At 67.3% G+C, this 19,658-nt stretch carries 17 protein-coding genes; 11 read left to right on the top strand and 6 right to left on the bottom strand.

The window, feature by feature from the left end; all coding sequences use genetic code 11:
• Window positions 1–65: 65 nt before the first annotated feature.
• From LDO22_RS06715 to LDO22_RS06695, 5 genes are all read left to right on the top strand, one after another.
• The gene (locus tag LDO22_RS06715; protein WP_159631546.1) at window positions 66–1,157 is read left to right on the top strand and encodes an ABC transporter permease; all 1,092 of its coding nucleotides are present in this window, start codon (window positions 66–68) and stop codon (window positions 1,155–1,157) included.
• Window position 1,158: 1 nt separating this feature from the next.
• A complete protein-coding gene (locus tag LDO22_RS06710; RefSeq protein WP_159631547.1) occupies window positions 1,159–2,196 on the top strand; it encodes an ABC transporter permease in 1,038 nt (345 codons plus the stop codon).
• A gap of 32 nt (window positions 2,197–2,228) precedes the next feature.
• Window positions 2,229–3,923 carry an ABC transporter ATP-binding protein gene (locus LDO22_RS06705; protein ID WP_224027180.1) on the top strand — a complete coding sequence of 565 codons (1,695 nt, stop codon included), beginning with the start codon at window positions 2,229–2,231 and terminating at the stop codon, window positions 3,921–3,923.
• Between the two features lie 113 nt (window positions 3,924–4,036).
• The gene (locus LDO22_RS06700; RefSeq protein WP_159631548.1) at window positions 4,037–4,444 is read left to right on the top strand and encodes a chorismate mutase; all 408 of its coding nucleotides are present in this window, start codon (window positions 4,037–4,039) and stop codon (window positions 4,442–4,444) included.
• A 134-nt stretch (window positions 4,445–4,578) separates the two neighbouring features.
• Window positions 4,579–5,571 (top strand): hypothetical protein, encoded by a 993-nt coding sequence (locus tag LDO22_RS06695; RefSeq protein ID WP_224027179.1) that lies wholly within the window; start codon window positions 4,579–4,581, stop codon window positions 5,569–5,571.
• On the opposite strand, the gene LDO22_RS06690 is transcribed toward LDO22_RS06695, so the two are convergent.
• From LDO22_RS06690 to LDO22_RS06665, 6 genes are read right to left on the bottom strand one after another with little or no spacing between them, the layout of a single operon-like run.
• Window positions 5,572–6,285 (bottom strand): DUF4166 domain-containing protein, encoded by a 714-nt coding sequence (locus tag LDO22_RS06690; protein ID WP_224026533.1) that lies wholly within the window; start codon window positions 6,283–6,285, stop codon window positions 5,572–5,574. It lies immediately after the preceding gene.
• Between the two features lie 46 nt (window positions 6,286–6,331).
• The gene (locus LDO22_RS06685) at window positions 6,332–7,624 is read right to left on the bottom strand and encodes a DUF58 domain-containing protein (RefSeq protein WP_224026532.1); all 1,293 of its coding nucleotides are present in this window, start codon (window positions 7,622–7,624) and stop codon (window positions 6,332–6,334) included.
• Window positions 7,624–8,637, bottom strand: a complete 1,014-nt coding sequence (locus tag LDO22_RS06680; RefSeq protein WP_224026531.1) for a MoxR family ATPase — start codon at window positions 8,635–8,637, stop codon at window positions 7,624–7,626. The genes LDO22_RS06685 and LDO22_RS06680 overlap by 1 nt, the downstream gene beginning before the upstream one ends.
• A complete protein-coding gene (locus tag LDO22_RS06675; RefSeq protein ID WP_224026530.1) occupies window positions 8,634–9,854 on the bottom strand; it encodes a DUF4350 domain-containing protein in 1,221 nt (406 codons plus the stop codon). Before LDO22_RS06675 ends, LDO22_RS06680 begins: the two co-directional genes overlap by 4 nt.
• Entirely contained in the window at window positions 9,851–10,486 is a 636-nt protein-coding gene (locus tag LDO22_RS06670) for a DUF4129 domain-containing protein (protein ID WP_224026529.1), read from the bottom strand. Before LDO22_RS06670 ends, LDO22_RS06675 begins: the two co-directional genes overlap by 4 nt.
• The gene (locus LDO22_RS06665; protein ID WP_224026528.1) at window positions 10,476–11,483 is read right to left on the bottom strand and encodes a hypothetical protein; all 1,008 of its coding nucleotides are present in this window, start codon (window positions 11,481–11,483) and stop codon (window positions 10,476–10,478) included. The genes LDO22_RS06670 and LDO22_RS06665 overlap by 11 nt, the downstream gene beginning before the upstream one ends.
• Window positions 11,484–12,158: 675 nt before the next feature.
• Here LDO22_RS06665 and mtrA point away from each other — a divergent pair.
• The 6 genes from mtrA to LDO22_RS06635 all read left to right on the top strand — a co-directional run bounded on the left by mtrA (window position 12,159) and on the right by LDO22_RS06635 (window position 19,637).
• Window positions 12,159–12,833: an MtrAB system response regulator MtrA gene (mtrA, locus tag LDO22_RS06660; RefSeq protein WP_159631554.1), complete on the top strand. Its 675-nt coding sequence runs from the start codon at window positions 12,159–12,161 to the stop codon at window positions 12,831–12,833.
• A 130-nt stretch (window positions 12,834–12,963) separates the two neighbouring features.
• Window positions 12,964–14,757 carry an MtrAB system histidine kinase MtrB gene (mtrB, locus tag LDO22_RS06655; RefSeq protein WP_224026527.1) on the top strand — a complete coding sequence of 598 codons (1,794 nt, stop codon included), beginning with the start codon at window positions 12,964–12,966 and terminating at the stop codon, window positions 14,755–14,757.
• Window positions 14,754–16,469: an LpqB family beta-propeller domain-containing protein gene (locus LDO22_RS06650; RefSeq protein WP_224026526.1), complete on the top strand. Its 1,716-nt coding sequence runs from the start codon at window positions 14,754–14,756 to the stop codon at window positions 16,467–16,469. Before mtrB ends, LDO22_RS06650 begins: the two co-directional genes overlap by 4 nt.
• Window positions 16,470–16,604: 135 nt before the next feature.
• The gene (locus LDO22_RS06645) at window positions 16,605–17,507 is read left to right on the top strand and encodes a phosphoribosyltransferase family protein (RefSeq protein WP_224026525.1); all 903 of its coding nucleotides are present in this window, start codon (window positions 16,605–16,607) and stop codon (window positions 17,505–17,507) included.
• Window positions 17,508–17,651: 144 nt separating this feature from the next.
• Window positions 17,652–18,377, top strand: a complete 726-nt coding sequence (gene raiA / locus LDO22_RS06640; RefSeq protein WP_159631557.1) for a ribosome-associated translation inhibitor RaiA — start codon at window positions 17,652–17,654, stop codon at window positions 18,375–18,377.
• A 48-nt stretch (window positions 18,378–18,425) separates the two neighbouring features.
• Window positions 18,426–19,637, top strand: a complete 1,212-nt coding sequence (locus LDO22_RS06635) for a crosslink repair DNA glycosylase YcaQ family protein (RefSeq protein WP_224026524.1) — start codon at window positions 18,426–18,428, stop codon at window positions 19,635–19,637.
• Window positions 19,638–19,658: the final 21 nt, after the last annotated feature.

The raw sequence follows: 19,658 nt of genomic DNA, 5'->3' as shown, positions 1-19,658 counted from the left end.
TTTGCCGGTCATCAGCCAGCAACGAGGGGACTGCTGGCTCCCGGTCACCACGAATCCAGGTACCGATGACAACTTTGATTGACGCGCCACCCAGTGACGCCGACGCACTCCTTCCGCCCAAGAAAAAGCAAACAGGAGGCGGGCTGGGCCAGTACATCCTGGTCCGCTTCCTGCTGATCTTCCCCACCATTCTCATCCTCGTCACCATGGTGTTCTTCCTGATGCGGATCACCGGTGACCCCATCACCGCCGCCATGGGCGGACGGCTGCCCCCGGAACAGCTGCAGGAAAGGATCCACGCCGCCGGATACGACCGGCCACTGCTCGTGCAGTACTTCGAATACCTGGGCCAACTGGTCACAGGGAACTTCGGCACCACGCTTTCGGACAACCGAAAGGTCACCGAGATGCTCACCACCTACGGGTCCGCCACGCTGGAGCTTTCCATCAACGCCATCATCGTGGCGCTGCTGGTCGGCATCCCGCTGGGCATGGTCGCCGCCCACCGGCGTGACCACCTGCCGGATGCAGTGCTCCGGATCCTCGCCATCCTGTTCTACGCCACCCCGGTGTTCTTCGCCGGCATGCTGCTCAAGCTGGTGTTCTCCGTATGGCTGGGCTGGCTTCCGGTCGCCGGCCGCGCAGGGACCAGGACCGAACTGTCCCTCACCGCGCTGGAGGCGCCCACGGGCATCTACTGGCTGGACGCCCTGCGCAGCGGAAACATGGCCGCCTTCAGCGACGTCATGTCCCACGCGGTCCTCCCGGCGCTGGCACTGGGTCTGCTCACGGCCGGCGTTTTCCTGCGCCTGGTCCGGACCAACGTCATCGGTACCCTCGGCAAGGACTACGTGGAGGCCGGGCGCTCACGCGGTGTCAGCGAGTTCCGCCTGGTGACTAAGCACGCCTACAAACCGGCGTTGATTCCGATCATCACGGTCATGGGCCTGCAGATCGCCGTCCTTCTCGGGGGCGCCGTGCTGACTGAGACGACGTTTGAATGGAAAGGCCTCGGTTTCCAGCTGGCCAACTACCTCACGGCGCGCGACTTCGTCGCCGTGCAGGGCATCGTGGTGCTGCTGGCCGTCATCGTCGCCGTCACCAACTTCATCGTGGACATCATCGCCGCGCTGATCGACCCCCGCGTGAGGTACTGAAATGTCTGCCAATACAACTCTCGAACCCGTCGCCAACCCGCGGGCTTCCCTGTTCCGGCGGCTGCCGGTCGTTTCGCACTTCAACAAAAGCGTCGGCCTGCAACGGTTCATGCTGGTGGTGGGGCTCGTCCTCACCGGCATCTTCCTGCTCACCGCGCTGGCCGCACCGCTGCTGGCGCCCTACGGCTTCGCGCAGCTTTCCGATGCCGACGGCAGCTTCCCCACCCAGCAGGCCCCCGGCGGGAAACACCTCCTGGGCACCACGGTGGGCGGTTACGACGTCCTGTCCCGCGTGATCTGGGGTACCCAGACGGCACTCCTGGTCATCATCGTGGCCGTGGTCCTCTCTATCTTCGCCGGGGTCATCCTCGGCCTGGTGAGCGGCTACATCGGCGGGTGGCTGGACCGCGTCCTGGTCGTCGTGGCTGACGCCATCTATGCCTTCCCGTCACTGCTGGTTGCCATCGTCATGGCGATCGTCATCAGTGGTGGACAGTCCAGCCTGTTCGGCGGCATCCTGGCGGCGGCCATTTCCATCACGGTGGTGTTCATCCCGCAGTACTTCAGGGTGATCCGTGCCGAAACCATCCGGCTCAAGGCGGAGCCCTTCGTCGAGTCCGCCAAGGTGGTGGGCGCGTCAAACATCCGCATCATGACCCGGCACATCTACCGCAACGCCACCCGCACCCTGCCGCTGATTTTCACGCTCAACGCGTCTGAATCCATCCTTACCCTGGCAGGGCTGGGCTTCCTGGGCTTCGGCATTGAGCCGAGCTCGGCGGCCGAGTGGGGATTTGACCTCAACAAGGCGCTGGCCGACACGACCTCGGGCATCTGGTGGACCGGGCTGTTCCCGGGCCTCGCCATCGTGTGGACAGTCCTCGGGCTGACGCTCGTGGGCGAAAGCATCAACGACCTCAACGATCCGCGGCTCCGCGGCCGCAAGCGCAGCAGCCGCAAGGCGGCAGCCGCTGCCGTACCGGCCACTCCTGCCGTTCCCCATGGATCCGGCACCGAAACAGAATTGAGCAACCCGTGAGTGAGAAGCCCGGTTACGAAACTCCCGGTTCAGTGTCCGGCCGTCAGGACCAGGACCGGAAGACAGTACTGGATATCGACCACCTGAAGGTCACCTTCGCCACGGACGGTGGCGACGTATACGCCGTCAAGGATGTCAGCCTGGACGTCAAGGCGGGTGAGGTCCTGGCCATTGTGGGGGAATCCGGCTCCGGCAAGACGGTCACCGCCAAGACCATCCTTGGCCTGCTCCCGGAAACGGCTGTGAGCTCCGGCGCGGTGCTGATCAATGGTGCCAACGTCATCAGCCTCAGCCCCGGCCGGTTGCGCCAGATCCGCGGCCGGGACGTGGCCATGGTCTTCCAGGAGCCCTCAACCGCCCTGAACCCCGTGTTCACCGTCGGTTGGCAGATTGCCGAAGGCATCCGTGCCCACGCGGGTGCCAACGGCGGTAGGCGGGTCTCTGCCAAGGAGGCCAAAGCCCGGGCCATCGAGGCGCTGGGCAAGGTGGGTATCCCCGATCCCGAGCACCGGGTCAACTACTATCCGCACCAGTTTTCCGGCGGCCAGAAGCAGCGCGTGGTGATCGCGGCCGCCCTGGCGCTGAACCCCGGCCTCATTGTTGCCGACGAGCCCACAACCGCCCTGGATGTCACCGTCCAGGCGGAAATCCTGGAACTCCTCCGGGACCTTCGGGACAAATATGGCACCTCGATCGTGCTGATCACCCACAACATGGGGGTCGTGGCCGACCTGGCGGACCGGGTGGTGGTGATGTACCAGGGCGACGTCGTGGAGGAAGCTTCAGCGAAGAAGCTCTTCGCTGAACCAAAGCAGGACTACACCCGCAACCTCCTTGCCGCGGTGCCGCACCTGGGCCGCAATTCGGCGTCGGAAGGCCTCACCGAGCGGCGCCACCAGGATGAGGAAGTGCTGGTGGCCGCCGACAACCTGGTGATCGAGTACCCGGGGCGCTTGGGGACACCGGCCTTCAAAGCCGTTGACGGTGTCAGCTTCACCCTGTCCAGGGGTGAGGTCTTCGGCCTGGTGGGGGAGTCGGGGTCCGGCAAGACAACAATCGGCCGCGCCATCGCCGGGCTCAACCGGACCACCGGCGGTAGCCTCAAAGTGCTGGGCTACGAGATGCTGAACCTCCGGGAACGCACGTTCAAGCCCCTGCGCAAGGACATCGGCTTCGTGTTCCAGGACCCTGCCGCCTCCTTCAACCCGCAGCTGACCATTGGCGAATGCATCGCCGAGCCCATGCTCATCCACACCCGGCCGAGCGACGCCCAGGCCCGCAAGCGCGTTGGCGAGTTGCTTGAATCGGTCCAGCTGCCGGCGTCGTACGCGGGACGGTACCCGCACGAACTGTCCGGCGGCCAGCGGCAGCGGGCATCACTGGCGCGTGCCCTGAGCCTGAACCCGCGCCTGCTGATCGCTGATGAGCCGACGTCGGCCCTGGACGTTTCGGTGCAGGCAAAAGTCCTGGAGCTGTTCCGGGACATCCAGGAGGAGTTCGGGTTCGGCTGCCTGTTCATCAGCCACGACCTTGCCGTGGTGGACATCCTGTCCTCCTGGGTGGGAGTGCTGTACAAGGGCAAACTGGTGGAGCAGGGGATCGGCAGCCAGGTCATGGGCAACCCCCAGCACGACTACACCCGCCGGCTGATCGCCTCCCTGCCGGTGCCGGACCCGGCCGAACAGGCCAAACGCCGGGAGGAGCACCGCGCGCTCCTGGGAACCTGACCCGCAGGAAGTCCTGCGGGCAGTCCTGCCGCGGACAGCGCCGGTGCCGTCAGATGGGCGGCACCGGCGCTTCACACCCGCGGTGGTTCCTCCGGCTCCCCTAGACTGGAGCCATGACGCAGCACAACCCCAGCTCTCCTGGCGCCGACGAATTTGATCCATCCGCCAGCTCGCTTGCAGGCCATGTGGACGATTCGGTGATGGCTGAACTGCTGTCCATCCGCTCCAGCATTGACAACATCGACGCCACCTTGGTGTACCTCCTGGCCGAGCGCTTCAAGGCGACGCAAAAAGTGGGCTTCCTGAAGGCAAACCACCGACTCCCCGCCGGTGACCCGGGGCGTGAAGCCGCGCAGATCGCCCGGCTGCGCCGCCTTGCCGAGGATGCCCACCTCGACCCGGCCTTCGCGGAGAAGTTCCTCAACTTCATCATCGGTGAAGTGATCCGCCACCACGAGGCCATTGCCGAGGACCACCAGGCCTCCTCGGGCCAGCAACCGCAGACCTCCGCGCTGGCGTGAACCGGGAACAGCGCCATGCGGGCTCCGGCCCGCGTCCGGCGGGTGCCCCTTTCACCGGTGATCCATCAAACGCTGCCTCATCAAACGCGGCCTCTGCCACCCAGGCCAGGGCCACGGAAGTCACGGCCACCGGCCTGGGCCCGTGGCCGGGCGAAGATCCGCTGGAAGCTGCCCGGATCATCCGCGGTGAGCTTGGCAGCCCCCACCTTCCCTTCCTGGCTGAACTGCCGGACCGTGGGGTAGGCTCCGACCCCCTGGGCCGTACTGCCTCCCTCCTGGAGGAACTCGCGGTGGATGTACAGCCGCACGGTTGGCGGCTCGTGGACCGCCCGGGCAAGGACATGCGGCGGGCAGCGTCGGCGCTGTCCACCGACCTGAACGTCCTGGCCGATGTTGTCGGCGCGGAAGACGTATCGGCGGGTGAACTCAAAGTGCAGTTGGTGGGACCGCTGAGCCTTGCCGCCGGCTTGTACCTGCACAACGGTGAACGCGCCCTGCTGGACTACGGCGCCCGAAGGGACCTGGCCGCCTCCCTCGCGGCGGGCGTGGCCGGTTACCTCAGCAGGGTGGCCGCGGCCGTGCCCGGCGCCCGGCTCGTGGTGCAGGTGGACGAGCCCGCCATTGCCGCCGTCCTGGCCGGAACCATACCCACCGCCAGCGGGTACCGCACCCTCCGCGCGATTGCGGGATCGGAAGCACGCGAGTCATGGCGCCTGGTCCTGGACTCCCTGCGTGCAGCCGGTGCAGCCGAGGTTGTCGTGTCCTTCCCCGAAATCGAAGCCCCCATCGACCTGGCCCTCTCGGCAGGGGCTGACGGCGTCGCGTTGCCGCTGAAGGCATTGACCAACCGCCAGTGGGAGCAGGTGGCCGAAGCGGTGGAGGCTGGGAAACAGTTCTGGGCTGGTGCCCTGGACGTGCGTGCCGGTGGTCCGCTGCCCAAAGTGGCCCAGTGCGTGGAATCCGTCTGGCGCCCCTGGCGCCAGCTGGGCCTGCCGCCGTCGCTGCTGGGCGCCATCCGGGTGACGCCCTCGGAAGGCCTGGCCGGCCACACACCTGCCCAGGCCACGGCCGTCCTGCACCGGCTCACCCAGGTAGCCGACGGCCTGAACCAGCAGGCGCTGGGTTAGCTACACCCTGTTTTCCCAGCGGTCCGGCTGGGCGTAGCGGGGCAGGTAGCTTTGGGCGGAACTGCCGCCGGTGTACGGGCGCAAGCGGTAGTCGAAGGCCCCGGCGTATACCAGGACCAGGCCGATCTGCGGCTGGATGACCTTCACCTGGATGCGGTGCCGTCCGTTGCTGCCTTCGGCCGGGTCCCACCACTGCTCGGCGTAGGCCTTGGCGTCGAGGGCGGCCGGAAGCGGCACCCGCAGAGGACCCATGAAGAGCCTCGACGCCTCCGAAACGCCACGCAGCCTGCCTTCAGCCGTGACACTCAGGTTCAGGTCCGTCACCAGCCGCCGATAGCGTCCCACGTAGTCCACCAGTTGGGTGTTGCCACCCGTATGGGTGGCACTGGTGGTGTCCTGGAAGAGCCGGGTGCGGTCCGGGAAGCGGATTTCACGGCGGGCGGTAAGGCTGGAGCGGCCGAACGGATCCTGGTGGGCGTGGTTCTCGATCCGGAACGGGATGTTCTCACCATATTCCGGGAAAAAGGCCTCTTCGCCGCCCGCCAGCCGCAGCAAAGGGCGCAGCCACCGCTGGCGGCACCCCACGACGTCGAACGTTCCTTCCCCTACCCCGTACTGTCCGGAACCCGGTGCCAGCGAGAAGTACTCCTGGAGCTCGGGCTGCAGCCGGGAGAACCCGGTGCCCAGGGCCTGCCGGTAGATGGGGACGTTCATGACGTGGACCTCCTGTTGCCTGCGGCGGCGCTGTCTGCCTCCGGCTTCACAATCTACCGGCAGCCTTGAGCCGGATGTACATGTCCGCAAGCCGGGGTGGCAGGTCGTGGGGTTCCGCGTCCACTACCTCTGCGCCGTAGCGGCGCAGTTCAGCGGTGACCGCCGCGCGCTGCAGGAGGGCGCGTTCGGCGGCAGCCGCACGGAACACGCCGGTGGCGTCGGTGCGTTCCCGGAGCATGGTGCCCAGCTGGGGGTCGCGGACCGCCGCCACCACCACCACGTGCTGGCTGGCCAGCCGCTCCGCCACGGGCAGCAGGCCTTCCTCGGGCGCTCCGCTGTCCAGCGATGTCAGCAGCACCACGAGGGACCGGTGCGCGGAGACGGCGCGGACCTGCGCCGGGACAGCCGGCCAGTCCATCTCGATCAGCTCTGCCTCAAGGGGAGCCATCGCCTGGACCAGCCGGCCCAGGATGTTGCCCTGGCCCGCGGAACCGGCGCGCGCCCGGGTCCTGCGGTCGAAGGCCACGAAGTCCACCCGGTCACCGCCCCGTTCGGCCAGCACGCCCAGGAGGAGCGCAGCCTCGATCCCGGTGTCCAGCCGGGTTTCGTCGGCAATCCTCGCCGCCGAGGTGCGGGAGGTATCCAGGACCATGACCACCCGCCGGTCCCGTTCCGGTCGCCAGGTCCTGACCACCACCGAGGAGCGCCTGGCCGTAGCCCGCCAGTCAATGGACCGCACATCATCGCCACGGACGTAGTCACGCAGGGAGTCGAACTCCGTGCCGGCACCGCGGATCTGGACGGCGGCCTTGCCATCCAGTTCGCGCAGCTTCCGCAGCTTCGAGGGCAGGTGCCTGCGGGAATGGAATGGCGGCAGTACGCGCACCGAGCCGGGGCAATCGATGGTCCGCTGCCGGGCTGCCAGGCGGAGCGGCCCATAGGAACGGATGGTCACGTGCGGCGCGGCGAGGTCCCCCCGCCGGACCGGCCGGAGCCTGACCGCGAAGCGCCTGCTTTCGCCCGCCGGGACGTCGATGGCCTGAATAGGATTTTGGGCGCCCGCGGAAGGTTGCCACCCGTCCCTGAACGATCCCCGGAGCCTGCGGGTACCCCCGTTGCGGAGCGTGAGGACCGCCTCCACCGCGTTGTTGAGCGTGACGTTCTCCGGCTCCGCGCGTACCGCACCCACCCGCCTGGGGGATCCTGCCAACAACAGGTCGACGCCCAGCAGGGCAACGAGCACGGCGGCCGTGGTGAACACGGTCAACCATCCCGGGAACAGCAGCACCGGCACCAGGCCCAGCAGCACCACCGCCACGAAGCGCCCCGAGACGGCCATCAGCGGGGAACGGGGACGGAGGCCAGGATGCTGCCCAGGACGTCGTCCACCCGGACCCCGTCCATTTGGGCTTCGGGCTGCAACGCCACCCGGTGCCGCAGGCAGGGCAGGGCCAGGGCCTTGACGTCGTCCGGGGTGACGAAAGGACGCCCCGAGAGCCAGGCCCAGGACCTGGATGTATTGAGCAGGGCAGTGGCACCGCGCGGTGAGACACCAAGCTGGAAGGAGGGCGCGGCCCTGGTGGCGCGCACCAGGTCAACGATGTAGCCGATGATTTCCGGTTCCACCGCTACCCGGTTCACAGCTTCCCGCGCACGTTCCAGGTCCTCGGCGCCCGCCACGGCACGGACTCCGGCTGCTGCCAGGTCCCGGGGATCGAATCCGGCGGCATGCCGGCGGATGACCTCAATCTCCTCACCGCGTCCGGGCAAGGGCATGGTGAGCTTGAGCAGGAACCGGTCCAGTTGCGCCTCGGGCAGCGGATAGGTCCCCTCGTATTCCACCGGGTTCTGGGTTGCCGCCACCAGGAACGGGGTCGGGAGCCGCCTGGCGGCTCCGTCCACGGACACCTGCCGCTCTTCCATGGCTTCGAGGAGGGAAGCCTGGGTTTTTGGTGGGGTCCGGTTGATCTCATCGGCCAACAGGAGGTTGGTGAAGACCGGTCCTTCCCGGAAGCTGAACTCGGACGTATGGGAGTCGTAAACCAGCGATCCCGTGACATCGCCCGGCATGAGGTCGGGGGTGAACTGCACCCGCTTGGTGTCCAGGCTCAGGGCGGAGGACAACGCCCGGACCAGCAGGGTCTTGGCGACCCCCGGTACGCCTTCCAGCAGCACATGCCCCTGCGAAAGCAGGGCAATCAGCATGCCCGTGACCGTGGCGTCCTGTCCCACCACTGCCTTGGCCACCTCCCGGCGGACGGCAAGCAGCGCCTGCCGTGGGCCGTCGTCGTTCATTGGGCTGTTGGGGTCGGTGGGGTTCAGGACCCCCGGGCCACTGCTCTGTTCACTCATCGGGTCATGACCTCTTTCTCCAGTTTCTCCAGGGCCTGGGACCAGGCCACCAGCCGGGCTTCGGTTGTGGGGCGTTCATTGACCAGGGCGCGGACGCCGGCGGCGTCCCTGCCGAGGAGCCGGGCTGCCGCGGCAATCGTGTCCTCCGCGGTGGCGCCGGGGCCCGGACGCAGTTTTCCGGAGAGCCGCACCAGCAAGCCGGCGCGCAGGTTGTCCCGGGCCTGGTCGACGGCACGTGAATCCTGGTAGAGCCGGGCGCGGCCTTCCGCCGTTTCAACGGCCTTGACCACCACGGGCAACGGTTCGAACACCAGCGGCCCGTGCCGGCGGCCACGCCATATGATGGCGACCACCGCCACCAGCAGCAGCCAGGGGCCCAGGAAGCGGGCCCAGCCCGGTGCAAGGTCGTCGAGGGTTTTCCCGGACCCGTTGTCCGCTGCATCTTCGATCGAGGGCAGGTACCAGACGAGGTCCGGTGCCGCGCCGAGCAGCCGGACCGCCAGCGCGGCGTTTCCCAGCTCGTCCAGTTTGTCGTTGCCCAGGACCGCCGTACTGCCCAGTACGGCCAGCCGGCCGTCACCGCTGACGGCAAGCATCCCGGCGGTTCCTGCCGCACGGTAGCAGGTGGTGCCGCCGTCGTACACGAATCCCTTGTGGCCCGTGACCTGTCCTGCCGCTTCCGCGTCAGGTTGGGTGCAGCCGGGGTCAAGGACCGGAGAGGCGTCGGGGACGACGCCGGCCTGGTGGATGCCGCTGTCAAGGGCGGCGAGTGTGTCCAGCCTGGGGGTGACCACCACCACGCGGCCAGCAGCAGCCATCAGGCCGGCCACCTGCTGCCTGTCCAGCACACCGTTCCTGTCATAGAGCAGGAGGGTGGGGGAGGAGCTTGAGTGCAGGTCGTCCAGCGCAGCGTCGAACCGGCCGGGCGTATGGACCGAAACTCCGTGCCGCCCCAGGATTTCGCCCAGCGCCCTGGCCCCTTCCGGTCCGGCATTGTGGACTGAAAGGGGCACCCTGTCACCCTTGGGCGCCAGCTGCGTACCGATGAGCAGGGCCAGTGCAGCTGCCACCACCGCTGCTGCTGCGGTGGCGGCACGGTGCTGCCGCAGCCACTTCTTCAACGTGCGGACGGGGACGTTCCGGCCTGTCGGCCCAGGTTCTTGGAACTGCCGGGTTCCTTGGGACGGGTCCGTGCCGGCAATGGCGGGTCCGCTCATATCGGCGTCACCGTGCTGCCGGCGGCGGGTTTCATGGCACCCAATGCCGCGTCCAGGGCCACCATTTCCTGGTAATCGCCGCTGCCCGCTGCCCTGTTTCCGTAGCGGATGCCGTCAAATGTGGCCGCCGCCCGGGCCAGGCGCCGGGATTCACCGGCGAACGGCACGGACAGCGCCTGCGCGGCCTCGTCCGCCGTCCTGCCTGGCTGCGGATCAAGGATGGTCCGGTCCTCGGCGCTGCGGACCACCGCACGGAAACGGTCGACGACGGCGTCCCCCCATTGTGCGGCCGCGGCTGCGGCTTCCGCGCGGTTCCGGTAGTCCCCGGCGGTCAGCGCGGTTTCCCTTTTGAACACGTCGCTGGCCTTCCGTGCCCGCGCGTTCAGCCGGGGGCGGGCAAGGAGGATGGCGGCGGCGATGATGACGGCAATGACGAGGGCGATGACGGGGCTGGGCACCGGTGCGGCGTCCCCGGGCGAGCCGTCCAGGGACTGGAGCCAGTCGAGGAAGTTCCGCCACAGACTGTCCAGCCAGGAGGGGGCGGCGTCCCGGTATTCAGGTTTGGCCAACTCTTCTGCCGCCCATCGCCGGGCCTCGTCGGCTCCAGGCAGCACCGGCGGCTCAGCGGCCATACGGCCATGCCCCCGGCGCTGTGCCGTACCCGGGGTACGGGGTGCTCCCGGTCCCGGCGTTCCGGCCCGGGATCCCGTCGGGATCCGCTCCGGTCTCCAGATCGCGCAGCAGCACGATGTCCAGGCCGTCTTTGCGCATCCGCAGGTCCATGTAGAGCAAGGCCATGACAGACGTTTGGAAGGCGTAGCCCACCGCACCCACCAGGGCGCCGACCACCGCGGTGATGATGCTGATGGTCACGGTAAGCGCCGCGTCCTGCCCGCTGCCGCCGTGCGGCGAGACGACTCCCGACAGGACCGTCGGCAGCATGCTTGCGGGGATCAGGACCACTTGGGTGATCACGGTGACCAGGATTCCCACCACCAGGGTGATGCCAAGGATGCGCCACCAGTTTGCCCGCGTGAGGGTCCACGAGCGGCGCAGTCCGGCCAGGGCGCCCAATTCTTCGATGACGACGGCGGCAGGCGCCACCATGAGCTTGATCGCCACCCAGAGGAACAGGACGGCGAAGCCCATCATCAGCGGGATGACCAGCAGCGCTCCCGCGCCGCGGACATTGGAGAACAGGAGCACGATGACAGCGAAGAAAAGCGCCATCGTGGCCACCCCGGCAGCCACCAGCACCGCGGCCAGCCTGATCAGCGCCCCGATCCGTGGACGCACCAGTGACAGCATGCGCCGGAAGCCGGTGGGCCGGTTCAGGACGGACCTTGCCACGATGACCACCACGGCGCCCTGGAGAACCACGGACATGAAGACGGACAGGATGGACAGAAAGGCAAAGGTAACCATCAGCCCAATCCCGAGGGACGCGACGTCGGCTCTGCTGGCCGTCCGCGCCCAGGATTCAATCGACCCGGACGACGTTGCAACGACCCCAGTAAGGACTGCGGCGAGGATGGCCGACAGGGACTGCACCAGGATGCCGGCTCCCAGCATCGCTTTGGCGTTGCGCCGGATGCCCTGGAACGAGCCATCCAGGATTTCCCCGAACATCAGTGGACGCAGGGGGATGATGCCGGGCTTTGGAGGGGCGACATAGCGGGGTTGTCCGTAGGGGGAGGCTCCGTAAGGCGCGCCGGGGTATGGCGCACCGGGGTATGGCGGACCGGGGTACTGCGGGCCGGAGTGCGGCGCTTCAGGGTAGGGGTACTGTCCACGCTGTTGCCACTGGGGCGGTTGCGGCGGCTGCTGTTGCCAGGGCCGCCGCTCCTCCCACCCGGGTGCCTGCTGCGCCGGATGCCTTGGCGCCCCCTGCTGTCCGACAGCGGATTGTTGTCCTGGGCCGGGTTGCCGGCCTGCGTCGGGTTGCTGCCCTGCCGGTGGCGCCCACGGCTGCTCCCACGGCTGCTCCCACGGCTGCTCCCAGGCAGGTGCTGCCGGGCTGTGTCCTCCGGTGCCGGCGGACCCGCCGTCGTCATGTCCGCCACCGTCATGCCCGCCGCCGGGCCACCCCGGCGTTGGCTCCCCGCGCTCCGGCTCCTGTGCTGACACTGATTTCCTCCCCCATATCAGTCCGCCCGCCCCGCGGGCCGCCCGCCGGAAGGCGCGCACCGGCAATGCAGGGCATGACCCCAAGACTATAGTTCCGCCGTCGGCCGGCCTAGTGTCCCGCCATGCCGGGAAGCCGCTCAACAGGACAAACCCATCCCGATAAGGGAATATATAGCTATGAAGGCACGCATTCTGGTGGTAGATGATGACGAAGCGCTGGCCGAGATGATTGGAATTGTCCTCCGTAATGACGGCTTCGAGCCGGTCTTCTGCGCCGACGGCGCCCAGGCCCTCGACGTTTTCCGGTCATCGCGGCCGGACCTTGTCCTGCTCGACCTGATGCTTCCCGGCATGGATGGCATCGAGGTCTGCCGCCAAGTCCGCGGCGAATCCGATGTTCCCATCGTCATGCTGACCGCCAAGTCCGATACCTCAGACGTGGTCCGCGGACTGGAATCCGGTGCTGACGACTACGTGCCCAAGCCGTTCAAACCGGCCGAACTGGTGGCACGCGTGCGCGCCCGCCTGCGCCCCGGCGACCAGAAGGCGCCCGAAACGCTTAAGATCGCGGACATCACTATCGACGTCGCCGGGCACACCGTCAGCAGGGGCAGCGAGCGGATCTCCCTGACGCCGCTGGAATTCGATCTGCTGGTGGCACTGGCCCGCAAGCCGTGGCAGGTCTTCACCCGCGAACTGCTCCTGGAGCAGGTCTGGGGCTACCGCCACGCCGCTGATACCCGCCTGGTCAACGTCCATGTCCAGCGCCTGCGGTCCAAGATCGAGCAGGACCCGGAAGCTCCGGAAGTTGTATTGACGGTGCGTGGTGTCGGCTACAAAGCAGGGGTCTGACCCCGCTGCGCAGGACGGGCAACCCGGCCGGCGCGCAACGCCGCACGCCGGTGATGAAGGTTTGAGCAGCGGCGCCGGGCAGGACAGCCCATCCCAGGGTGGCGACGAGGCCAACGTGCCCGGACCTTCCGTGACTCCCGTTCTTCGGCATGTTGCCTTCCGCGCACGGATCTGGCAGCGCCGCGCCGTGATCGTGGCGCTGCGCGTGGCACGGCTGGTGCGGACCGGAGTCCGCCGTTTCCTCCCGGGGCTGAGGTACCTTGGCCGGGCGCTGCAGCAGCGCTGGCGCCGGTCCCTGCAGTTCCGGACCGTTCTCACCACCCTGATGCTGGCCGTGACGTCGTTCGCCGTGGTGGGTGCCTACCTGTCCAACCAGATCGCCAACAACCTGTTCCAGGAGCGGCTGACGCAGGCCGAATCCGAGACACGCTACAACGTGAAGCAGGTTCAGGAGACGTTCGACGGCGCCCAGGTCACCGACCAGTCGAGCGTCATCACCCTGGTCTCGGATACGCTCAGCGCCGTGGAAGGGCGCGGTTCGGTCATCCAACGGCGCTACGTCTTCGAGGCGATGCCCAACCAGACCAAACCCCGCAACCGCTGGGTTGAATCCCGCGCGTCGGACCAGCTGACGGTCAGCGTCATCCCCCCTGAGCTGCGCAAAGCAGTGCAGGAGTCCGGGAAGGACCAGTACTGGGCATCCACGGTCATTCCCGTGGGGACCGAGGACCGGCCGGGAATCGCCGTGGGCAACAAGGTGACCTTCAACGGCACCGTCTACGAGCTGTACCTGATCTACGACCTCAACACCGCGCAGCAAACGCTGAACGAGATCCAAAGCGTCCTCTGGGCCGGCGGTGCGGTCCTGGTCCTGCTGATCGGCGCCGTCGCCTGGTATGTCACGCGCAACGTGGTCAGCCCGGTGAGTCACGCGGCCATGGTTTCCGAGAAGCTCGCGGCCGGCCAGCTGCAGGAGCGCATGGTGGTCAAAGGCGAGGACGAAGTGGCCCGCCTTGGTGCCTCCTTCAACCACATGGCAGCCAGCCTGCAGGAGCAGATCACGCAGCTGGCCACGTTGTCGCAGATGCAGCAGCGCTTTGTGTCCGACGTTTCGCACGAGCTCAGGACTCCGCTGACCACCGTCCGGATGGCCGCGGAGGTTCTCTACGACGCCCGGGACGACTTCGACCCCATCAACAAACGGTCCGCCGAACTGCTGTACAACCAGGTGGAGCGGTTCCAGTCGCTGCTCTCCGACCTGCTGGAAATCAGCCGCTTCGATGCAGGCGTAGCGGTCCTCGATGCTGAACCCGAGGACCTGCTCCAGGTGATCGCCCACGTCATTGAGGGCGCGGCGCCGGTCGCGGCCGAGTATGGCTCGGAAATCCTCTACGCGGCCCCGGACGATGCCGTGATCGTGGAAATGGACGCCCGGCGGATCGACAGGATCCTGCGGAACCTGATCCTGAACGCCGTGGAGCACGGTGAGGGCAAGCCGGTGACCGTCACGGTCGCGGCAAACGAGACGGCAGTGGGCGTTTCCGTCCGGGACCACGGGATCGGAATGGACCCATCGCAGGCGGCCAGGGTCTTCGACAGGTTCTGGCGTGCGGATCCCGCCCGCGCCCGCACCACGGGAGGCAGCGGCCTGGGACTGTCCATCGCCATGGAGGACACCAAACTGCACCATGGCTGGCTCCAGGCGTGGGGCAGGAAGGGCGATGGCGCCAACTTCCGGCTGACCCTTCCGTTGCGCCAGGATGGGGAAATCACCGAGTCACCCGTTCAGCTGGAACCCAGGGACGCCACCATACCCGGAGCGCCGGGAACCATCCCCGCGGAACAGGACTACAAGAACATGCTGCTGCTGCAGACTGGTGCGGCCGGTGCCGCTCCAGTCCGGCCTCCCGAGGAGACACCATGAGGGCCTCGATGCGCCACGCCAGGTACTCAGCGGCACTGCTCGCGCTGCTCATTGTCCTCCTGTCGGGCTGCGCGCGGATCCCCACCTCGGGCCCGGTGGGGAAGAGCAGCGAAAGCAGCGCCGGCAACGTCAACGCGCCCGTCTTCCTTCCCGCAGCACCCCAGGCCGGTGCGTCCCCGGAGACAATCATCGACTACTTCTACCGGGCCGGCAGCGGCTACGAGGACGACTACGCCGTTGCCCGCCAGTACCTCACGCAGGCGTCGGCGGTGTCCTGGAAGCCGGACAAACGCGCCCTGGTTTACCGGGAGGCGCGCGTCGTCCCCACAGCAACGGAAAACGTCTTCAACTACGAGCTGGATGTCTCCTACACAGTGGACGCGGACGGCATCGCCACCCAGTCGCCGCCGGGAACAGTGGAACGCATTCCGGTGACGGTGACCCAGGTGGACGGCGAGTGGCGGATCTCCGCGATTCCGGACGGGACCGCCATTGCCGAGGAAACATTCAAGGTGATCTACGGCGCCTACCCCATCTACTTTTACGACCCCACGTTCACCTACGCCATCCCGGATGTCCGCTGGTTCCTTAAGAACAAGACCGTCAAGGCCATGACCAGCGCGCTGCTGGCCGGCCCCGCCCCCTACCTCCGCGGCGCCGTCGCCAGCGCATTCCCCTCGGGAATCAAACTGGCCCGTGAGTCAGTCCCGGTAGTCTCCGGGGCCGCCCAGGTGGACCTGACGGCAAAGGAGCTGACGGAAACCTCGGCGGAGGACCGGCTGCGCATGCAGATGCAGCTGACCTTGACGTTCCGCAGCCAGCCGGATGTGGTCAACGTTGAGCTGCGCGCCAACCAGGACCTGGTCCGGGTGGAGGACAACGGGTCCGTCCTTCCCCCGGTGCTGGATAAAACAGTGCCTTCGCGCCAGATCGCCATCAGTGGCAACGATCTGGTGCGCTACGAAAATAACCGCGTTTCCCCATTGCCCGACATGCAGCCCGTCTCTGCGCTCAACCCGCGCTACCCTGCGGAATCGCCGGTGTCGCAGACCGCCGCCTTCCTCAATGACGGACGCACCACCCTGTACAGCATCAGTCCGGGCCAGCCGGCGCGTTCCCTGACCACCCGGAGCACCCTCAGCCGGCCGTCCTTCAGTATCAACGACTGGGTATGGACCGCCGGACCGGGTGCAACGGGTACCACCGAAGTCGTGGCGTTCCATCCAGCGGGAGTTGCGGAAGGGGCACCTGTCCCGTCCGTGACGCTGGCGCCATCATGGCTTGCCGGCCGGACGGTGAAGGAGTTCCGCATCTCACGCGACGGCGTGCGCGCCCTGGTCATCTCCGAGCAGAACGGGAAGTCCAAGGTGCAGGTGACCGGCGTGATCCGCGCCGGCGACGGCACACCGCGCGAACTGACCGCGCCCATCACTCTGGTCAGCGCCGGCGATCCTGACCAAGGCGTGTGGGTGAACGGAACCACCGTTGCCGTCATGAAGGAGGCAGCCGGTGCGAACGTCACGCCGGAGCTGCTGTCCCTCACCTCCGGACAGCCGCAGCAGCTGGCTCCCTGGCCCGGCCTGGTTGCCATCAGCGCCGGAAACGGTGCAGACGACATCTATGTCCAGTCCGGAGAGGGTATCTTCCAGCGCCTCGGCAACGGCTGGTCGCCGCAGATCAAGGGTCCCATCGACCCCGCGTTTCCGGGCTGACCCCTGTCCTCCGACTTGTCCACATAGGCGCCCCAGGCCCTCCTGATGCCCGGGCATCTGATGCATGCTGGGGCAGTGAACGGAATATCCGGCGGAAGCGGAACAGCTGGACCTGGCCGGCAGGGGACCCGACGGATGGACCCCGACCTTGAACCGCCGCCGCCCTGGCCGGCACTGCACAGGGCTGAGCACGCCGCAGCGCTCCTGCGCCTTGCCGACTGGGTGTCCGGCGCGGCGGCAGATCTCCTCGCCCTGGCGGTGCCGGTGGACTGCGTCTGCTGCGGGGCCGAAGACCGCACCCTTTGCGCCCCGTGCGGCAGCCGCATCCGCCAGCTGACCAGGGAGCCTTTCCGTGCGGAAAGCGGAGCCCCCGCGCTGATGGATGTCGACGGGACCATCATGCTGCCGGTGGTGGCCGCGGGGGTGTACCGGGACGAGTTGGCCCAAGGCCTGCTGTCATTCAAAAGGCACGGCCAGCACCAGCTTGGGAGAAACCTTGGCCGGGCGCTGGCCGTAGCAGTCAGGGCAGCCGCCCGGGGCAGCAGCGGGTTCCTGCTGGTTCCGGTGCCCACCGGCACCGCGGCGTACGTCAACCGGGGGTTCAGCCCCGTCCATCTGCTCCTGAAGGAGGCCGCACGGCAACTGCCAGGTCTCGACGTCGCGGATGTCCTGGGCAAGAAGCCCCGGGTCCGTCTGGAAGGGCCAAAGGCTCTGGGCGGCCAGAAAGGTCTGGGCGGCCAAAAAGGTTTGGGCAGGGGCGCCCGCTCGCAGCGCGTCAGGGGTTCCATGCAGGTCACATCCCGCGCCCGAACCAAGGTCGTGGGCCGTCCCTGCATCATTGTCGACGACGTCCTGACAACCGGCGCCACCATCGGAGAAGCAGCCCGTGCCCTGCACCTGGCCGGAGCCCAGGTGAGGGGCGCCGTCGTGCTTGCCGCGACACGCCCGCCCGCTGCGGGGGACCCCGGCACGCCCGCCGCCGGCCCGCACGGAAGGAGCCATGACTTAGAAAAAAATAAACCGGGAAAGGATGAATAACAGGTGGCTATGAACTAACGTCGGTGGTGGGTACCAAGAACAGAATGTACCTTTCGATGGCGGCTCGGAGAGGGGCTCGACTGTCAAACAGCCCGGCCCAGGGAAGTGCCGCCGTCGTGTCACCGAAGTCATTTGGAGGGCACCATGGAGTTTATGATCAGCGGACGAAATCTGACCGTTTCAGACCGGTTCCGCGAATACGCCGGGGAAAAGATCGCAAAGATCGAATCGCTTGGCGACAAGATCCAGCGGGTGGATACGAAAGTCTCCAAGGAGACCAACGCCCGGCAAACCGGCGACCAGTTGACCGTTGAAGTGACAGTCCTGGGCAGGGGCCCCGTTATCCGTGCCGAAGCGAGCGCCGCAGACAAATTTGCCGCCTTTGACCTCGCCTACAACAAACTGCTTGAGCGCCTCCGGCGCGCGAAGGACCGCAAAAAGGTCCACCATGGCCGCCACACGCCCAAGGCCGTCCGTGAAGCTACCGCCTCCCTGGAACCAGCCAGCGCGCACGAACCGCTCTACCTCGAGGCCAACCGCAGGAGCGAAACAGCGCAGGCGCCGGAGGAAAAGTCCCCCTACGATGTCGAGAATGACATCCCGGCCGGGAGCTCGCCGGTACTGATCCGGCGCAAGGTCTTCCCCGCTGCGTCCATGACCCTCGACGACGCCGTGGACAACATGGAGCTCGTCGGCCACGACTTCTATCTTTTCGTGGACAAGGCCACCAACACGCCGTCCGTGGTCTACCGCCGCCGCGGCTGGACCTACGGCGTCATCACCCTGGACCACGAATGCGAGCCAGGCGACACTGTCGTGGAGGAAAAGGTCCTTGCCTACCGCTCCGACGACGCAGCCGCCACTGTCTGACGTACCTGCCAACGTCCAAGGTGGTACCAACCACCAGAGAGGTCTGAATTGTCGGCAACGCTGAGCCTTGACCAGGCCCGGCGGATCGCGCTGGCAGCGCAGGGACTCCACAAAGGACGGCCCACCGGCCCCGTGACAGCACGGACGGTGGGCCGTACCTTTGCCCGTCTCCAGCTGGTCCAGATCGACTCCGTAAACGTCCTGGTCCGCAGCCACTTCCTGCCCTTCTATTCCCGCCTTGGCAACTATGACCGGGACATCCTGCAGCGCATGTCCGCCAGCCACCCGCGACGGATGTTCGAATACTGGGCTCACGAAGCCAGCTACATCCGGCCGGAGCATTACCAGGACCTCCTTCTCTGGCAAAAGCGGCCCTGGGTGGGCGCGTCCCGGATGGACCCCGTGCTCCGGGACGATGTTGCTGCCAGGATCCTGGCGGTCCTCGCCCGCTCCCGGCCCATGACGGCATCTGAACTGACGGCACGGATTGGGCATGTCGAAGAGAAACAGGCGGACAACTGGGGATGGAACTGGAACGCGGTGAAACGGGTCCTTGAACACCTCTTCGAAGCGGGTCTGGTGTCGGCGGCCTCCCGGACCGGGCAGTTCGAACGCAGGTACACGCTGACCTCCAAGGTCCTCCCGGATGCGGCCGCCGCGGCAGGGGAGAAGGATCCCGAGGCTGCACTCCGGCGCCTGACCGACGCGGCCGCCCAGGCCCACGGAATCGGCACCATCCGCTGCTTCGCCGACTACTTCCGGACTCCGGTAAAGGCCACAGCCCTGGCTGTGGAGCACCTGGTGGAGCAAGGCAGGCTGGAACCCGTCACTGTGGCGGGCTGGAACCGGAAGATTTTCCGGCATGTCGATTCGCTGCTGCCGCGGCGTGCCACCGGCCGCGCGCTCTTGAGCCCGTTCGACTCCCTGGTCTTTGAGCGGCGGCGCCTTTCCGAGCTGTTCGGCTTCCATTACCGGATCGAGATCTACACCCCGGAACCCAACCGGCGCTTCGGCTATTACGTGCTGCCGTTCCTGCTGCGTGACAGGATCGTGGCACGGGTGGATTTGAAAGCGGACCGGGCCGCCGGCCGGTTGCTGGCGAGGGCCGCGTTCGCCGAGCCCGACGCACCGGCGGATACCGCCGTCGAACTTGCCGCCGAGCTGAAGCTTATGGGCCAGTGGCTTGGCCTGCCGGATGTGGAAGTGGGGCCGGCAGGGGACCTCGCCGCCCGGCTGGCGCAGGAGCTGGCACGTCCGTAGGGAGTATCCGCTCTCAGGGAA

It is taken from the genome of Arthrobacter sp. NicSoilC5 (assembly GCF_019977395.1).
GTDB lineage: Bacteria > Actinomycetota > Actinomycetes > Actinomycetales > Micrococcaceae > Arthrobacter.
This window is presented reverse-complemented; position numbering and strand designations above follow the sequence as displayed.

What these genes read in the sequence shown, in the direction of transcription:
- LDO22_RS06715 (WP_159631546.1), top strand. Translation starts at nt 66, where the DNA reads ATGACAACTTTGATTGACGCGCCACCCAGTGACGCCGACGCACTCCTT.
- LDO22_RS06710 (WP_159631547.1), top strand. Translation starts at nt 1,159, where the DNA reads ATGTCTGCCAATACAACTCTCGAACCCGTCGCCAACCCGCGGGCTTCC.
- LDO22_RS06700 (WP_159631548.1), top strand. Translation starts at nt 4,037, where the DNA reads ATGACGCAGCACAACCCCAGCTCTCCTGGCGCCGACGAATTTGATCCA.
- LDO22_RS06690 (WP_224026533.1), bottom strand. Translation starts at nt 6,285, where the DNA reads ATGAACGTCCCCATCTACCGGCAGGCCCTGGGCACCGGGTTCTCCCGG.
- LDO22_RS06685 (WP_224026532.1), bottom strand. Translation starts at nt 7,624, where the DNA reads ATGGCCGTCTCGGGGCGCTTCGTGGCGGTGGTGCTGCTGGGCCTGGTG.
- LDO22_RS06680 (WP_224026531.1), bottom strand. Translation starts at nt 8,637, where the DNA reads ATGAGTGAACAGAGCAGTGGCCCGGGGGTCCTGAACCCCACCGACCCC.
- LDO22_RS06675 (WP_224026530.1), bottom strand. Translation starts at nt 9,854, where the DNA reads ATGAGCGGACCCGCCATTGCCGGCACGGACCCGTCCCAAGGAACCCGG.
- LDO22_RS06670 (WP_224026529.1), bottom strand. Translation starts at nt 10,486, where the DNA reads ATGGCCGCTGAGCCGCCGGTGCTGCCTGGAGCCGACGAGGCCCGGCGA.
- LDO22_RS06665 (WP_224026528.1), bottom strand. Translation starts at nt 11,483, where the DNA reads ATGTTCGGGGAAATCCTGGATGGCTCGTTCCAGGGCATCCGGCGCAAC.
- mtrA (WP_159631554.1), top strand. Translation starts at nt 12,159, where the DNA reads ATGAAGGCACGCATTCTGGTGGTAGATGATGACGAAGCGCTGGCCGAG.
- LDO22_RS06650 (WP_224026526.1), top strand. Translation starts at nt 14,754, where the DNA reads ATGAGGGCCTCGATGCGCCACGCCAGGTACTCAGCGGCACTGCTCGCG.
- LDO22_RS06645 (WP_224026525.1), top strand. Translation starts at nt 16,605, where the DNA reads ATGGACCCCGACCTTGAACCGCCGCCGCCCTGGCCGGCACTGCACAGG.
- raiA (WP_159631557.1), top strand. Translation starts at nt 17,652, where the DNA reads ATGGAGTTTATGATCAGCGGACGAAATCTGACCGTTTCAGACCGGTTC.